Here is a 13,260-nt window from a genome sequence, read left to right as displayed (position 1 = left end):
GACAAGGTGGATAGGGCAGAGGTGGAAGTGCAGCAATGTACGGAGCTGACTGCTACTAATAGGTCGAGGGCTTGACCAGAATGGTCTGAAGGTTCAAGATAAGAGGCTTTGAAAAGAGCCGAACGGATGGTAATGATTTTTACAGTGTGTAGTTTTGAAGGTATATGCATCTCATATATTTATAGGGAAAGTGACTAGAGATAGTCACTTATATTATATCTAATGTTTTTATAAAATTTGTGCTAAAGCTTTTGTTGACAAATTCATTTGAATATGATATAAATATTCAGTCGGTAAAAATCATATATGATATATAGGGGATTGGTCAAATGGTATGATAGGGGTCTCCAAAACCTTTGGTGGGGGTTCGATTCCCTCATCCCCTGGTCTGAAACTTCATCGAAAGATGAAGTTTTTTTAATATGTTGGTAAGTATACCGCCCAAAATCGGTGTATCCTCATTTATGGGGTATCTAAAGGGAAAAAGTGCATGGATGATGTTTGACAAACATGCAAACTTGAAGTACAAGTTTGGAAATCGCCACTTTTGGTCAGAAGGATATTATGTCAGTACCGTAGGACTCAATGAAGCCACGATAAAAAAGTATATTCAAGAGCAGGAGAACGCGGACATCCTGCAGGATAAACTCAGTGTGAAAGAGTATGAATACCTTATTAAGGGTCAAGGCTGAGTAGTACAAACGTCCCTTTAGGGACAGCAACGAGTCACAGCTATCAAGTGAAAATGCAGAAATGGTGTTCACGTCTATAAGCATTGCCATAAAAGAAAACGAATGTTAAAATAACATTATGTTTATTCATAAAATAATTAGTTAAGATAAGGAGCGTACCCATGAATCCAGCAGCCTCTGCGGCAAAAAAGAAGAATATGAAGAGAATCTTACAATATATTGTGGATCACGAGGGCGTGACCAGGATCAACATTGCCCAGCAGCTGGATTTGAGTGTGGCTACGGTAACGAATAATATCAATGATCTCATCGGGTTAAAGCTGGTGACGGCGGGCGACAAGATCAGCGGGAATCTGGGGCGCAAGGCAACTATTCTGAAGTTTGAGGGTGAAGGGAAATATATCGTGATCGTCAGTATGCATATCCAATCCCTTCTGATCACCACAGTGGATTTTAACGGTACCGTGGTCAAGCAGATGGAAGAATTCAGCATCCCTACCGGCAGAAATGCACAGGGCGAGGTGATCCGCCAGACCTTCACCGATATCATTACGGGGTATGTGGATGGTCTGGAGGGGGATGTACGGCAGAAGATTGCCTGTATGGCTATCGCTGTTACCGGAATCGTATCCCGGGATAAAAAAGTATATGCATCCTATTATCAGTGGTACAACATTCCGATCCTGGATGAGCTGGAACGCCGGTATGAATTCCCGATCTACTGTGACAATATCACCAGATACAAGGCGAGGCAGGAGATCCGTATGATCGGCCAGGACATGATGAACGTGATCTATCTCTATGTGGGCATTGGCGTGGGCTGCGTGCAGTTCTTCGGAGGAAAAATCGTGGAAGGGATCAATGGGGCGGGGGGCGAGATCGGACATGTCTGCCTGGACCCCTACGCACAGATCTGCCACTGCGGCAACCGGGGATGCGTGGAACGACTCTGCGGTGAGAATTACGTGCTGGAAGATGCGGAAAAGTTTTTGGAAGGCCAGGATGGATGCAAGATCTTGAAATATCTGGTGAATGATATGAAGATGCCCCTGACGATAGAGACACTGATAAAAGCGGAGGAACTGGGAAGCGCGAAAGTCCACGGCCTGTTCATGAGAACGGCGCTCTATATCGGGAAGACGCTGGCGTTCCTGTATAATGTGATGGACCCTGACTGTGTGATTCTGGCAGGAGAACTGCTGGAGCTGTCGGATTTTGTGTATGAGATGGCGGTCCAGGAGATGAAAACGGCGATCGTGAACGCGGACGCCAGAGTGATCCACATCGAGCGCGCGAAAACCCGCCAGGCGGATCTGGTCGGCGCCATGTGCCACTATGCGGTCGAGTATTATATCAAGAATCTGGATTTTACACTGCCCGTTACGGGGGATAAGAATGGTGAGTAAGAGTCGGGCCTGACGGAGCCGTCAGGCCCTGCACGGATTCTGCGAGGTTGTCAATTAATGTCGATCAGGCGGCCGAGGGCGGCGGATTTGTAGACGGATTCTGCTACCTGGGCCATGTGCAGGCCTTGTTCGGCGGAAGTTATCGGCGGGGCGTTGGAGAGTATGGATTGGGAGAAGCTTTCTGCTTCTTTTTCGTACAGGTCTTTGCCTGCTCCGGTGTAGAGGATCGGGTCGACGGTGGTCAGGGACTGCTGGGCGGTATAGGAGAGATCCTGGTCGATCCTGCGGTAACTTAGGGTACCGGCTTCGTTCTGGCCGATGGTGTGTTCGGCGATCAGACTGCCTTTGGTGCCGTAGAATTCCAGGAAGCAGCTGGTTACGTGCTCGGGGACATTGAAGTATACATCGACGTAGCCGGTTGCTTTGTTTTTGAATTTTACCATCACATTGGCACAGTCTTCCACTTCGTATTGAAAGGTCGTGGTGCCGGCCAGGGCGGATACCTGGGTGATCGCGGAGCCGCCCAGGTACTCCAACAGATCCAGGCAGTGAAGTCCCATGTCCATGAAGGCGCCTCCTCCGCTTAATGACCGGTTCAGTCTCCAGGCATTTGGCTGATCGGGGTACCAGCAGCTAAGCTGCGCCCTGCAGGAGACGATCTGGCCGATTCCGCCATTTTGCAGGATTTCCCTCATTTTTTGGTGCAGGTTGTGGAAACGCATGTGGAAACCTACGAGTAATTTGACTTCGGCAGCCCGGCATGCGGATACGATGGTAGCGCATTCCGCGCTTGTGAGGGCCATGGGCTTTTCAGAGAGGATGTGTTTTCCGGCTTTTGCGGCTTTTAGGATCTGTTCGGTGTGAAAGCCTACTGGGGACGCCACATATACGGCATCCACCGAAGGGTCCTGCAGCAATTCTTCTACGGTGAGACAGCCATGCGGGATTTGAAAGTCCTCGCAGGTCTTTTGAACGATACCAGGGTCCGGCGCCATGGCGGCCACGACCTCTGAGTGCCCGGATTTTAACATACCGGGTATCATTCTGCGGTCGGCGATTCCGCCGGCACCGATGATTCCATAACGTACTTTATCCATAAGTTTCTCCTTTCCTGATTTCATCTCTTTTTCTTTTTCCTCAAAACAAATCTTATTTCTGAATCTTAACCTTATCTCTGAATTATAATCTTATCTCTGAATCATAATCTTATCTCTGAACCGGCGGAAGCAGGGTAGGCTGGATTCTGGGCCAGGTCAGACATTGGCGGAAACCCTCTGCGAACCCGCAGTTGGACTGGAGGCCCCTGTATTTGGAACAGGTCCTGACAAAATCCAGGAAATCGATATGGTCGTGATCCGCCATCCAGCGGATCTGGGATTGGTGGCAGTTTAAAGCCTCCAGCTTCCGGTCGATGGTATCGGTGATATCCACATACATGGTAGGGATGAAATTGATTCCTGCCAGGGTATCCATATAGTAAATCGGCACGATATCTCCGTATGTATGGTCGTCCTGTGCGTAATGGACGATGCTGGAGGAAAAGCTGGTGTCAAAGGCCAGCGTGCCGGCCTCCCGGTGGTCCTGCATGTAGTCCTGCGGGTCGTGGGCGATGATGAAGTCGGGCTTCGCGTAACGGATGATCCGGGTCAGTTCTTTGCGCACCTCATCCTGATGGTAGTTCGGGTACAGATCCGGAACATCCAGACTGATCACTTCTTTTGCTCCGAGGATTTTTCCGGCGTCCTCGGCTTCTTTTGTGCGGATCCGGTTCAGCTCGTCCGGCATGATCTCGGCATGCCCCATGTTCCCGTTAGCGACATGACACATGATTACGGTATGTCCTTTGGCGGCATAAGCGGCCAGCGTGCCTCCGCACCCGATCTCCAGATCATCGGGATGGCATCCGATTGCTAAAATGTTCATTTGCATATCCTCCTCTGATTATTTTATTAATATGAAAAATATAATTTAATAATTAAATAATATCATCGGGTATAAAAATATACAATATTAAAATATTCACAAAAATGTTTATAAAAACATATAATTAATACTAAAAATAGAAATAATATACAAAAAACAAGTGATAAAATAGCGAAATTTTTATTTAATAGGGAAAAATTAATTAAATAATTAAAATAATGTTGACGTTAAATTATCACATCACTATAATTAAAATCAATAAAAAAATAATTCCATTGTCTGTTTCAGACGGAAAGGAGCACAAGTTATGGCAGGGAAAGAGCGAATGTCGATTCCCCATGAGGAGTACGGCCAACGGGTCAGAAAGATCCAGGAGGCGATGGCGAAAGAGGATCTGGATGTCCTGATTATGCACAGCTGCGAATGTGAATCGGCGAATATCCGCTATCTGGCAAGTATCTGGACAGTATTTGATTTTATCGGAGGGATCATTCCGCGGGAGGGGGATGCGATCCTGCTGACCGGAGGTCCGGAGTCCTATGACCTGGTCCGGCAGATGTCCCATGTAAAAGATGTGCGGGTCCATCCGCTGTATGTGGAAACCAGCGCGCCGGAATGGGATAAGCCCACGAACGCTTATGATTACACGATGATTTTTGATGAAATCAGACAAAGGTTCCCGATCCGCAGGATCGGTATCGCCAATACGAACACCATACCAAACGCGATCATGGATGATATCCGAAAGGCAGCACCGGATGCCTCCTGCGTCAATGCGGATGACCTGGTGATGAAGGTGCGCTGGAAAAAGAGCGCAAACGAAATAAGGCTGTTGAGGGAAGCTTACCGGATCACGGATGAAGCGGTGAGAAATACACTGCCGCTCGTAAAGCCCGGTGTCCGCGAGTGGGAGATCGAGGCCCGCTGGAGAGCAAATGCCTATGAGATGGGAGCGGAGGGAGTGGGATATCCGATCTGGGTGACGTCCGGACCCACCACCTTCCAGAGCCTGTGCCGTTCTACAGAACGCATCATCGGGAACAATGAGATGGTCCAGCTGACCCTAGGAGCCAAATATGTCGGCTACTGCGGGAACCTTTGCCGTCCGGTGGTCATCGGGGATCTCCCTAAGAAGCATAAAAATATGATCCGTGTGGCCTCTGAATGCCTGGTCAACACATGTGAGACGATGGGGCCGGGTGTGGCGTTCGCCGAGGTGTATGACAAGTTCCAGGCACAGCTGAAACGGGAAGGATTCGACGGACTGAACCTGTATGGGCCTGCACACGGAACCGGTATGCAGGAGTGCGAAGGGCCATGGGTCGATAACCGCAGCGGGCTGGTCCTGGAACCGGACATGGCCTTCAATATTGATATCTGGATCGCGGATGAGCAGTACGGAGTCAGATTCGAGGACGGAATCGTCATCACGGAAACCGGCGTGGAGAAATTTACCACTTTCCAGCCGGAAGCAATCTATCTATAAAAAACTGGAGCAGACAATAAAATGGACATAAAAGATCAGGTAATCAAATATACGCAGGATTTGGTAAATATTCCGACCGAAAACAAACCGCCTGTGGGATACGAAAAACAAGGTCAGGAATACATAAAAAAAGAGCTGAGCAATCTGGGGCTGGAAGTGATGGAGATCGGCCCTTACGATGTGCCGGGATTTCAACAACACCCCGCATTCGACCACGACCGGGATTTTACGGACCGCAGGGATGTCATCGGTATCTGGAGAGGCAGCGGAGGCGGCAGATCCGTCCTCCTGACCGGCCACATGGATGTGGCCCCGAAGGAACCCATGTGCTGGAGCGTGTGCGATCCCTATAAGAGCGTGGTCAAAGACAACCGGGTATACGGGCGCGGCAGCGCGGATATGAAGGGCGGTCTGGCGTGTGCCCTGACCGCGGTCAGGTCTTTGAAGGAGAGTGGCTTCAAGCCCAAAGGAGACATTATCTTCGAGACGGTGGTGGATGAAGAATACTCCGGGTCAAGCGGGACACTGGCGGCCAGGATATCCGGGATCAACGCCGACTTCGGGATCATCCTGGAACCCACGGGACTTACGATTTGTCCCGGATGTGTGGGAAGCTTGGTTTACCGCCTGACCATACAGGGGAATGCGGGAATGCCGTATACAGGTGAGGCGATCTCCAGCCCTGTATTTGAGATGATGGAGCTTTTGCAGGTACTCAAAGAGTATGATGCCACCCGGATGAAGCTGTTAAAGAAACCAAAACTGTGGGAAAAGACCGTACAGGATCCGCAGCTGGTCATGATGAAGTTAAAGGCCGGAGAGGTGGAGCATAGCGGACAGCTGGCGGCGCCGATTGATGCCTGGACGGAATTTGTCATCCAGACCTATCCCAATGAGACGGAGGAGGAAGCGGTCTCCTATTTCCTGGATTATATTCAGGAGCACTATGCCCATATGGATCACCTGAAGATCGAGGCCATGTATCATTACTGCAAGGCCGCCCAATCGGACCTGGAGGCTCCCGGTATCGGGGTCCTTCAAAAGTCAGCAGGGAAATTTATCGATGATCCTGTTACCTGCGGAGCGATGTTCTCCTGTGATCTGTATGTGCTGAATGAGTACGGCCGCATGCCCGGCGTCGTGTTCGGGCCGGTGGGGGAACGGCTGCACGGCCCGGATGAATGGGTGGATATCGACAGTCAGGTTCAGGTCACGGAGACATTAAAGGATTTTATGATCGAGTGGTGCGGGTAAGAAGGGTGCGGATAAAAGAGGAGTGGGTAAATGAGAAAGATTGAACTTCACAATGGGGCGGGGGATATGAAGGCCCTGATCCTGCCTGACTATGGAGGGATGATGGCGAGACTGATCTTCCGGGGTAAGGAGATCATCTCCTACCACGAGGATAAGGTCCATCTGTCCGCGGTGCTCTCCTGCGGGAATCCCATCCTGTTCCCCTTCGCGGGGAGGACGGCCGGGGACTGTTATCAGATCGATGGAAGAGAATATTATATGCCTTTTCACGGGCTGGTGAAGGAAGCCGCGTTCGGAGTCAGGGAGGTTACCGGAAGCCGGGCGGTCCTGTGGATCGACAACAGCGCGGCAAACCGTTCACAGCACTATCCCTTCGACTGCCGGCTGGAAATCACCTATGAGCTGGCCGCGAACCAGGTACGCTGTTCCGCCAGGGTGATCAACCGCTCGAACCAGCGGCTGGTGCATTCCTTCGGCTGGCATCCGTTCTTCAAGGCGACCGACAAGGCGGCGTTTGGGCTGAACGTAAACATGTCTGAATATATGGATTGGGAGACCGGGAAACAATATCGGAGCCCGGGCTGCATGGACTGTAAAAAGACAGCGGATTATGTGTTTACGGGAAGAAAGGAGGGGAATTTAAAAATCAGCAACCCTGCGGATGGATATGAGGCTCTGATCGAGACGTCTCCCGCCTACAAATCCCTGGTGGTCTGCACGGCCTTTGCTGAGAGGGTATGTGTGGAGCCGTGGATCGGCCCGCCCGATGCGGTTCACCAGGAAGGGTATCCCGAGTATGTCAACCCCGGGGATTACCGGGAATATCCCATGACGATTACACTAAAGGAGGTGTAGCGCGTGAAAATGAAGTATCTGCTGGGACGAAGAGGGATGGAGATCACCTTTGGGGAGAAGGAAATTCCGGTACCCGGGTACCAGGAAGTTCTGGTACGGGTGTCGGCCTGCGGGGTGTGCGGATCAGATCTGCATCTGCTGCAGGAAAGCCGTGAGTGGACGCCCCTGGGGCACGAGTTTTCCGGGGAAGTGGCGGCGATTGGACCTGGGGTGACCGGGCTTGGGATGCAGGATCATGTCGTTGTGGAAGATGTGACCGGATGCGGCAGATGTATCAACTGTAAAAACGGGTATCCGCAGCTCTGTACAGGTAAGATCGGTCTGAACGGGCAGTCCGGTATGGGGGAGTATGTCTGTGTTCATGAGAGGATGCTTAACAAATATGAAGGGATCTCTGCGGCGGCGGCCACACTGACGGAGCCCCTGGCGGTATGCATCAATACATATCTGACCGCCGGGGTCCCCATGGAAGGCAATGTAGTCATCTTCGGACTGGGCCCTCTGGCCGTTATGACGGCTGCCCTGGCCAGGCATTACGGCGCGGGGGACGTGGTGTGTGTCGGCTCCAGGCAGGGGACGTTCCGGAATCAGGTGCGGGAAGATGCCGCGCTGGCCTTTGGGGCGGATGCGGTTCTGTATATGTCGGCACCCGGTTGGGAAGAGCGCCTGAAGGGGAAGATGAGGGGGCCCATCCACAGTATCATCGTCACATCGCCGCCTGGTACACTGCCGGCAGCCCTTAAGCTGGCTGATTATGGAACGAAGATTGTTCCCATCGGCCTCGACATGGGCTGCCGCTCCGAAGCGGTGATCGATGTGGACCGGCTGATTATGAACAAGAACCCGATTCTGCCGTTCCTGGCGGAACCGGCGAATAAGTTTCCGCTCAGTGTGGAAATGCTGCGCAGACAGGTGATCGATGCGCAGAAACTGATCACCCACCGGATTGCTTTTACAGACGCGGCCGGCTTAAAAGAATTGTTTGAACAGGATAATGGGGTAATAAAGGCAGTGCTTACGATTCATTAGTACAAAAGGGAGGAAATCAAATGCAGGAAAAAGTTAAGGTGGAAGAAACACCGGATTCTCTTCGGCTGTTTCTGTCGAAATTCACAAAAGAATACATGTTGGTATTTGCAATCCTGATTCTCGGACTCATCTTCACGATCGTATCGCCGTATTTTCTGACGATAACCAATATACGAAACATACTGACCCAGACCAGCGCGCTGGCTATCGTGGCGATCGGCCAGGCCATGGTGCTGATCTGCGGGGCCTTCGACATGTCTCTTGGGCAGAATGTATGTCTGACCAGCTGTCTGGCCGCCTTTCTGATGAAAATGTGCGGTTGGAATCCGTGGCTTGCCATCCTGGCGGCCCTGGCCCTGGGCGCTTTCATCGGTTTTGTCAACGGGACGCTGATCTCTTACCTGGGGGTAGCCCCGTTCGTGGCGACCCTGGGTACCCAGATGATCTGCAAAGGCTCCGCGAAACTGATCACCAACGCGTCTCCCATCCCGTCCATGCCGGAGAGCATCTCCTGGATCGGTAGGGGGAATATCGGCGGCTCCAACGGCCTGCCCATCTGTATCGTGATCATGCTGTTACTGTTCTTTTTGTTTGCCTTCGTGCTGAAAAAGACCAAGTTCGGCAGAAGGACATACGCGGCCGGAGGCAACAAGGAAGCTGCCTATTTTGCGGGGATCAATGTAAAAATGCACACCACCATCGTGTTTACCCTGGCCGGTCTGCTGGCATCCTTCGGCGGAATCGTGCTGCTCTCCCGGCTGAATTCTGCGGCCGTGACCAACGGCAACCTGTACGAGTTCGACACGATGATCTCCTGTGTAATCGGCGGGATCAGCATGACGGGCGGTAAGGGGAAGATCTGGCAGGCGTTCTTCGGGGCGGTATTCCTGACCCTCTTCTTCAACGGCATGAGTATGCTGAATGTAAATTCTTTTATCCAGGACGTCTTAAAGGGAGCCATTCTGATCGGGGCGGTATTGCTTGATATCTTCCGAAACAGGAAAAGGTAGGTGGCGGAAATGGCTGAAAAAATTCTGGAAATACAACATATCACCAAGAGCTTTCCGGGGGTGAAGGCGCTGGATGACGTCACCTTCTCCGTGACAAAAGGCAATATCCACGCGCTGGTGGGCGAAAACGGCGCCGGGAAATCGACCCTGATCAAGGTGCTGGCCGGAATCTACCACCCGGAACAAGGGGAGCTGGTTCTGGACGGGCATAAAGCGGTATTGAAAAGCCCCCATGAATCCCAGATGGCCGGCATCCGCGTGGTGCACCAGGAGCTGAAGCTGGTGAATACCCTCACGGTGACGGAAAATATTTTTCTGGGCAATTTAAAATACAAAAATCATCTGGTGGACTGGAAAGGGATGGAACAAGCGGCCCGAGAAATGCTCGGCTCCATGGGGGTTACGATCGACGTGAATGAGATCGTCGATAACTTAAGCGTGGCTAAGCAGCAGATCGTGGAGATCTGCAAGGCGATCAACGGGGAGTGCAAGGTCCTGATCATGGATGAACCGTCGGCGACGATCACGCTGAAAGAACAGGAGATCATGTTCCAGATCGTCCGGAAGCTGAGGGACCAGGGGGTCAGTATCATATATATCTCCCACCGGCTGGAAGAGATCTTCGACCTGGCGGACGATGTCACGGTGCTCCGGGACGGAAAGCATATCCGGACACTCCCTGTAGCTGACGTGGACCGCAAAGGGCTGATCTCCCTGATGGTGGGCCGGGAACTGGTAAATGAATACCCCAAGATCGAGGCCCGGATCACGGATATGGCCCTGGAGGCCAGGGATATTTGCCGGAAAGGGGTGCTCAATCATGTCAGCATCAATGTCCGGAAAGGGGAGATCGTAGGGATCGCAGGCCTGGTGGGAGCCGGAAGGACAGAGACGGCCAGGGCGATCCTGGGGATTGACAAGATGGATTCCGGCGAAGTGTACCTCTATGGCAAAAAAATAGTCAACCACAGCTTCGCGGAGGCGATCCGCAGAGGACTGGGACTCGTGCCGGAGGACCGGAAGGTGCAGGGAATCCTGCCGATCATGTCTGTAAAAAACAATATCAGTATTGTAAATATCGGCCGGATCATAAAGGGCGGTGTCATCCGGGAAAAACTGGAGGACCAGTATGCCCGGGACTATATCGGGAAGCTGAATATCTCCACTCCCGGTCCGGAGACGGAGGTGCAGTATCTGTCCGGCGGCAATCAGCAAAAGGTCATCATAGCCAGATGGATGATGCAGAACAGCGATGTCATTATACTGGATGAGCCCACCCGCGGAGTCGATGTGGGTGCCAAGGCGGAGATCTACGAGCTGATGAACGAAATGATCCGGGAAGGCAAGGCAGTGATCATGATCTCGTCGGAGCTTCCCGAGATCCTGGGAATGAGCGACCGCATCTTTGTCATGCATGACGGTGACCTGGTGGGCGAGCTGGCCAGAGAGGAAGCCACGCAGGAAAAGATTCTGGCGCTGTGTGTATAAATTCGGTATCTGAAGCATGGTAATCTTAATTCCACAAAGGATGAAACAAATAAAAGGAGGAAAAGGTATGAAGATGAAAAAATGTTTGGGATTGTTATTGACGGCAGTGATGGTGACAGGGATGCTGGCAGGATGCGGGGATCAGACGCAGGACACCGGGTCCCCCGCGCCGGCTGCTCCTGAAGCGGAGGAATCTGCGGCGCCCGCAAAGGCGCCTGATGCGTCGCCTGCAAAGGACGCGGCAGATCAGGATGCCGCTGCGGATACGGATATGCCGTTAAAGGGAAAACGGATTGCTGTCGCACATATCTCCATGTATGACGAATGGTGTACCGGAGTATATGATGAGCTGATGGCCCAGAAGGACAAATACGGTATCGCGGAAGTAAACGTGCAGGATGCCAACTTCAGTATCGAAACCCAGCAAAAAAATGTGGAGGACTTTATCAGCCAGGGCTATGACGCGATTCTGATTGACGTGGCCGACTCCGAGGCGATCAAGTCCACACTGGACAAAGCGTATGATGCGGGAATCCCGGTGGTGGCCTTTGACTCCGGGACCGACTGGGAACACCTGATCTCCCATATCGCATGGGATCACGCCGAGACCGGACGTCTGACGGCAAAATGGGTAGCCGATTATGCCAAAGCGAACCTGGGCGGTAAAGTCAAAATGGGTCTGCTGACCTTTACGACCCTTCCCCACACCAAAGTGCGGGGCGAGGCATTTGTAGAAGAGCTGGAGAAAGAGCTTGGAAAGGAAAATATCGAGTATGTATTTACCCAGGACTTTGACCAGACCAGAGAGGGAGCTTCCAATATCGTCACCAACAACATCGCGAAACCGATGGATGTAATCTGGGCGCCGGTGGACAATGGAGCCTTCGGGGCCAAAGTAGCCCTGGAAAACGGCGGGGTAGAGGGTACGATCGTAGTCAGCGCAGGCGGCTGGGGAACAGAGACCTTTACCACGATCAACAACAAGGACCCCTATTACAAAGCGGCAGTCGCAGTGCCGCCGGAAGGAATCGTATCGTACTGCTATAACACCCTGGCGGACTACTTTAACGGCGCGGCGGATATCGAAAAGACCCAGAATATCGAGCTGAAAATAGTCGATGAGACGAACATTGCCGATTACATGAAGTATGTAAAGGACGCTGACGCAAAATAGGATCGGACCCTTTGTGGAATTAGGATGCGATAATGAGTATGTCAGGAGGACAATAAATGAACCGGTTAGGGATTTTTATGAATTTCTGGGAGAAGAACTGGGATGCCGATCATATAAAATATGTAAATAAGGCTGCCGATATCGGGTTCGATATCCTGGAATTCCAGGCGCAGCCGCTGCTCGAAATGAGCGAAGCGCGTATGCGGGCCATCAAAAAGGCGGCAGATGACAGGGGGATCGAGCTGACATACAGTCTGGGACTTAACCCGGCCTATGATGTATCCAGCGCGGATGAGAAGATCCGGCTGGGCGGAATCGACTATCTCAAGCGAATAGTGGAGAAAGTGGCATTTATGGGAGGGAAGATCATCTCAGGTGTCAGCTATCAGGGTTGGGGAGCCGGCCCGGGAATCGGGGACACCAAGGAGGCACAGGTGGAACGCAGCGTGGCCAGTATGAAAGAGATCGTAAAGACAGCGGAGGACTATGGCGTGATCTACTGTGTGGAAGCAGTGAACCGTTTTGAGGCTGCGGTGATCAACACGGCCCAGGAGGCGTTGGACTATGTAAAACGGGTGGACAGCAGGAACATCGGCGTACTTCTGGATACTTATCATATGAATATCGAGGAGACGAATATCGGCGATGCGATCCGCCTGGCGGGGGATCGGCTGACCAGTTTCCACACAGGGGAGAATAACCGGCTGGCGCCGGGGCGCGGCCATCTGGACTGGGACGAGATCTTTCAGGCGCTGGCTGACATCCATTATGAAGGGCGGATCATTTCAGAACCTTTTGTTATGCAGGGCGGGGAAGTCGGCAGAGATATCAAAGTCTGGCGGGACCTGGTTTTAGAGCCCAACGAAGAGACCATTGACGGGGAGGCTAAGTTCCTCCTGGAATTCGAAAGAGAGATGCTGAGAAAATATATGTGAGATCGGAG

General features: G+C 52.0%; 11 protein-coding genes, 1 tRNA gene and 1 pseudogene. 11 read left to right on the top strand and 2 right to left on the bottom strand.

The window, feature by feature from the left end:
• The first annotated feature begins 315 nt into the window (after positions 1-315).
• The 3 genes and pseudogenes from ABC831_RS05970 to ABC831_RS05960 all read left to right on the top strand — a co-directional run bounded on the left by ABC831_RS05970 (position 316) and on the right by ABC831_RS05960 (position 2,098).
• A tRNA-Trp gene (locus ABC831_RS05970) sits at positions 316-386 on the top strand.
• A 33-nt stretch (positions 387-419) separates the two neighbouring features.
• Positions 420-692 (top strand): annotated as a pseudogene (tnpA, locus tag ABC831_RS05965) (IS200/IS605 family transposase); the annotation flags it as partial.
• 161 nt (positions 693-853) lie between these two features.
• Entirely contained in the window at positions 854-2,098 is a 1,245-nt protein-coding gene (locus tag ABC831_RS05960; protein WP_343247324.1) for an ROK family transcriptional regulator, read from the top strand.
• A 50-nt stretch (positions 2,099-2,148) separates the two neighbouring features.
• On the opposite strand, the gene ABC831_RS05955 is transcribed toward ABC831_RS05960, so the two are convergent.
• On the bottom strand, positions 2,149-3,195 hold the full coding sequence (locus tag ABC831_RS05955; RefSeq protein ID WP_343247323.1) for a Gfo/Idh/MocA family protein: 1,047 nt from the start codon (positions 3,193-3,195) through the stop codon (positions 2,149-2,151).
• 109 nt (positions 3,196-3,304) lie between these two features.
• Positions 3,305-4,021: a PIG-L deacetylase family protein gene (locus ABC831_RS05950; RefSeq protein ID WP_343247322.1), complete on the bottom strand. Its 717-nt coding sequence runs from the start codon at positions 4,019-4,021 to the stop codon at positions 3,305-3,307.
• A 307-nt stretch (positions 4,022-4,328) separates the two neighbouring features.
• On the opposite strand from ABC831_RS05950, the gene ABC831_RS05945 reads away from it, so the two are divergent.
• The 8 genes from ABC831_RS05945 (at position 4,329) to ABC831_RS05910 (ending at position 13,252) form a co-directional block, all read left to right on the top strand.
• Positions 4,329-5,507: a M24 family metallopeptidase gene (locus ABC831_RS05945; protein ID WP_343247321.1), complete on the top strand. Its 1,179-nt coding sequence runs from the start codon at positions 4,329-4,331 to the stop codon at positions 5,505-5,507.
• 21 nt (positions 5,508-5,528) lie between these two features.
• Entirely contained in the window at positions 5,529-6,761 is a 1,233-nt protein-coding gene (locus ABC831_RS05940) for a M20 family metallopeptidase (RefSeq protein ID WP_343247320.1), read from the top strand.
• A gap of 30 nt (positions 6,762-6,791) precedes the next feature.
• Positions 6,792-7,616, top strand: coding sequence for an aldose epimerase family protein (locus ABC831_RS05935; RefSeq protein ID WP_343247319.1), 825 nt, complete (start codon positions 6,792-6,794; stop codon positions 7,614-7,616).
• Between the two features lie 9 nt (positions 7,617-7,625).
• Complete coding sequence (locus tag ABC831_RS05930) at positions 7,626-8,645, top strand: zinc-dependent alcohol dehydrogenase (RefSeq protein ID WP_343247328.1); 1,020 nt, start codon at positions 7,626-7,628, stop codon at positions 8,643-8,645.
• Between the two features lie 20 nt (positions 8,646-8,665).
• Positions 8,666-9,655, top strand: coding sequence for an ABC transporter permease (locus ABC831_RS05925; protein ID WP_343247318.1), 990 nt, complete (start codon positions 8,666-8,668; stop codon positions 9,653-9,655).
• Between the two features lie 9 nt (positions 9,656-9,664).
• A complete protein-coding gene (locus tag ABC831_RS05920) occupies positions 9,665-11,143 on the top strand; it encodes a sugar ABC transporter ATP-binding protein (RefSeq protein WP_343247317.1) in 1,479 nt (492 codons plus the stop codon).
• 67 nt (positions 11,144-11,210) lie between these two features.
• The gene (locus ABC831_RS05915) at positions 11,211-12,317 is read left to right on the top strand and encodes a sugar ABC transporter substrate-binding protein (protein ID WP_343247316.1); all 1,107 of its coding nucleotides are present in this window, start codon (positions 11,211-11,213) and stop codon (positions 12,315-12,317) included.
• Positions 12,318-12,373: 56 nt separating this feature from the next.
• Positions 12,374-13,252 carry a D-psicose 3-epimerase gene (locus ABC831_RS05910; protein ID WP_343247315.1) on the top strand — a complete coding sequence of 293 codons (879 nt, stop codon included), beginning with the start codon at positions 12,374-12,376 and terminating at the stop codon, positions 13,250-13,252.
• The last annotated feature ends 8 nt before the right edge of the window (positions 13,253-13,260 follow it).

Origin of the sequence: Diplocloster hominis, from assembly GCF_032380655.1 — a bacterium.
Lineage (GTDB): Bacteria > Bacillota > Clostridia > Lachnospirales > Lachnospiraceae > Diplocloster > Diplocloster hominis.
The sequence above is the reverse complement of the archived record's forward strand: the minus strand, read 5'-3'. Positions and strand labels throughout refer to the sequence as shown.

Coding starts and splice junctions, on each gene's coding strand:
- ABC831_RS05960 (WP_343247324.1), top strand. CDS start 854: ATGAATCCAGCAGCCTCTGCGGCAAAAAAGAAGAATATGAAGAGAATC.
- ABC831_RS05955 (WP_343247323.1), bottom strand. CDS start 3,195: ATGGATAAAGTACGTTATGGAATCATCGGTGCCGGCGGAATCGCCGAC.
- ABC831_RS05950 (WP_343247322.1), bottom strand. CDS start 4,021: ATGAACATTTTAGCAATCGGATGCCATCCCGATGATCTGGAGATCGGG.
- ABC831_RS05945 (WP_343247321.1), top strand. CDS start 4,329: ATGGCAGGGAAAGAGCGAATGTCGATTCCCCATGAGGAGTACGGCCAA.
- ABC831_RS05940 (WP_343247320.1), top strand. CDS start 5,529: ATGGACATAAAAGATCAGGTAATCAAATATACGCAGGATTTGGTAAAT.
- ABC831_RS05935 (WP_343247319.1), top strand. CDS start 6,792: ATGAGAAAGATTGAACTTCACAATGGGGCGGGGGATATGAAGGCCCTG.
- ABC831_RS05930 (WP_343247328.1), top strand. CDS start 7,626: ATGAAGTATCTGCTGGGACGAAGAGGGATGGAGATCACCTTTGGGGAG.
- ABC831_RS05925 (WP_343247318.1), top strand. CDS start 8,666: ATGCAGGAAAAAGTTAAGGTGGAAGAAACACCGGATTCTCTTCGGCTG.
- ABC831_RS05920 (WP_343247317.1), top strand. CDS start 9,665: ATGGCTGAAAAAATTCTGGAAATACAACATATCACCAAGAGCTTTCCG.
- ABC831_RS05915 (WP_343247316.1), top strand. CDS start 11,211: ATGAAGATGAAAAAATGTTTGGGATTGTTATTGACGGCAGTGATGGTG.
- ABC831_RS05910 (WP_343247315.1), top strand. CDS start 12,374: ATGAACCGGTTAGGGATTTTTATGAATTTCTGGGAGAAGAACTGGGAT.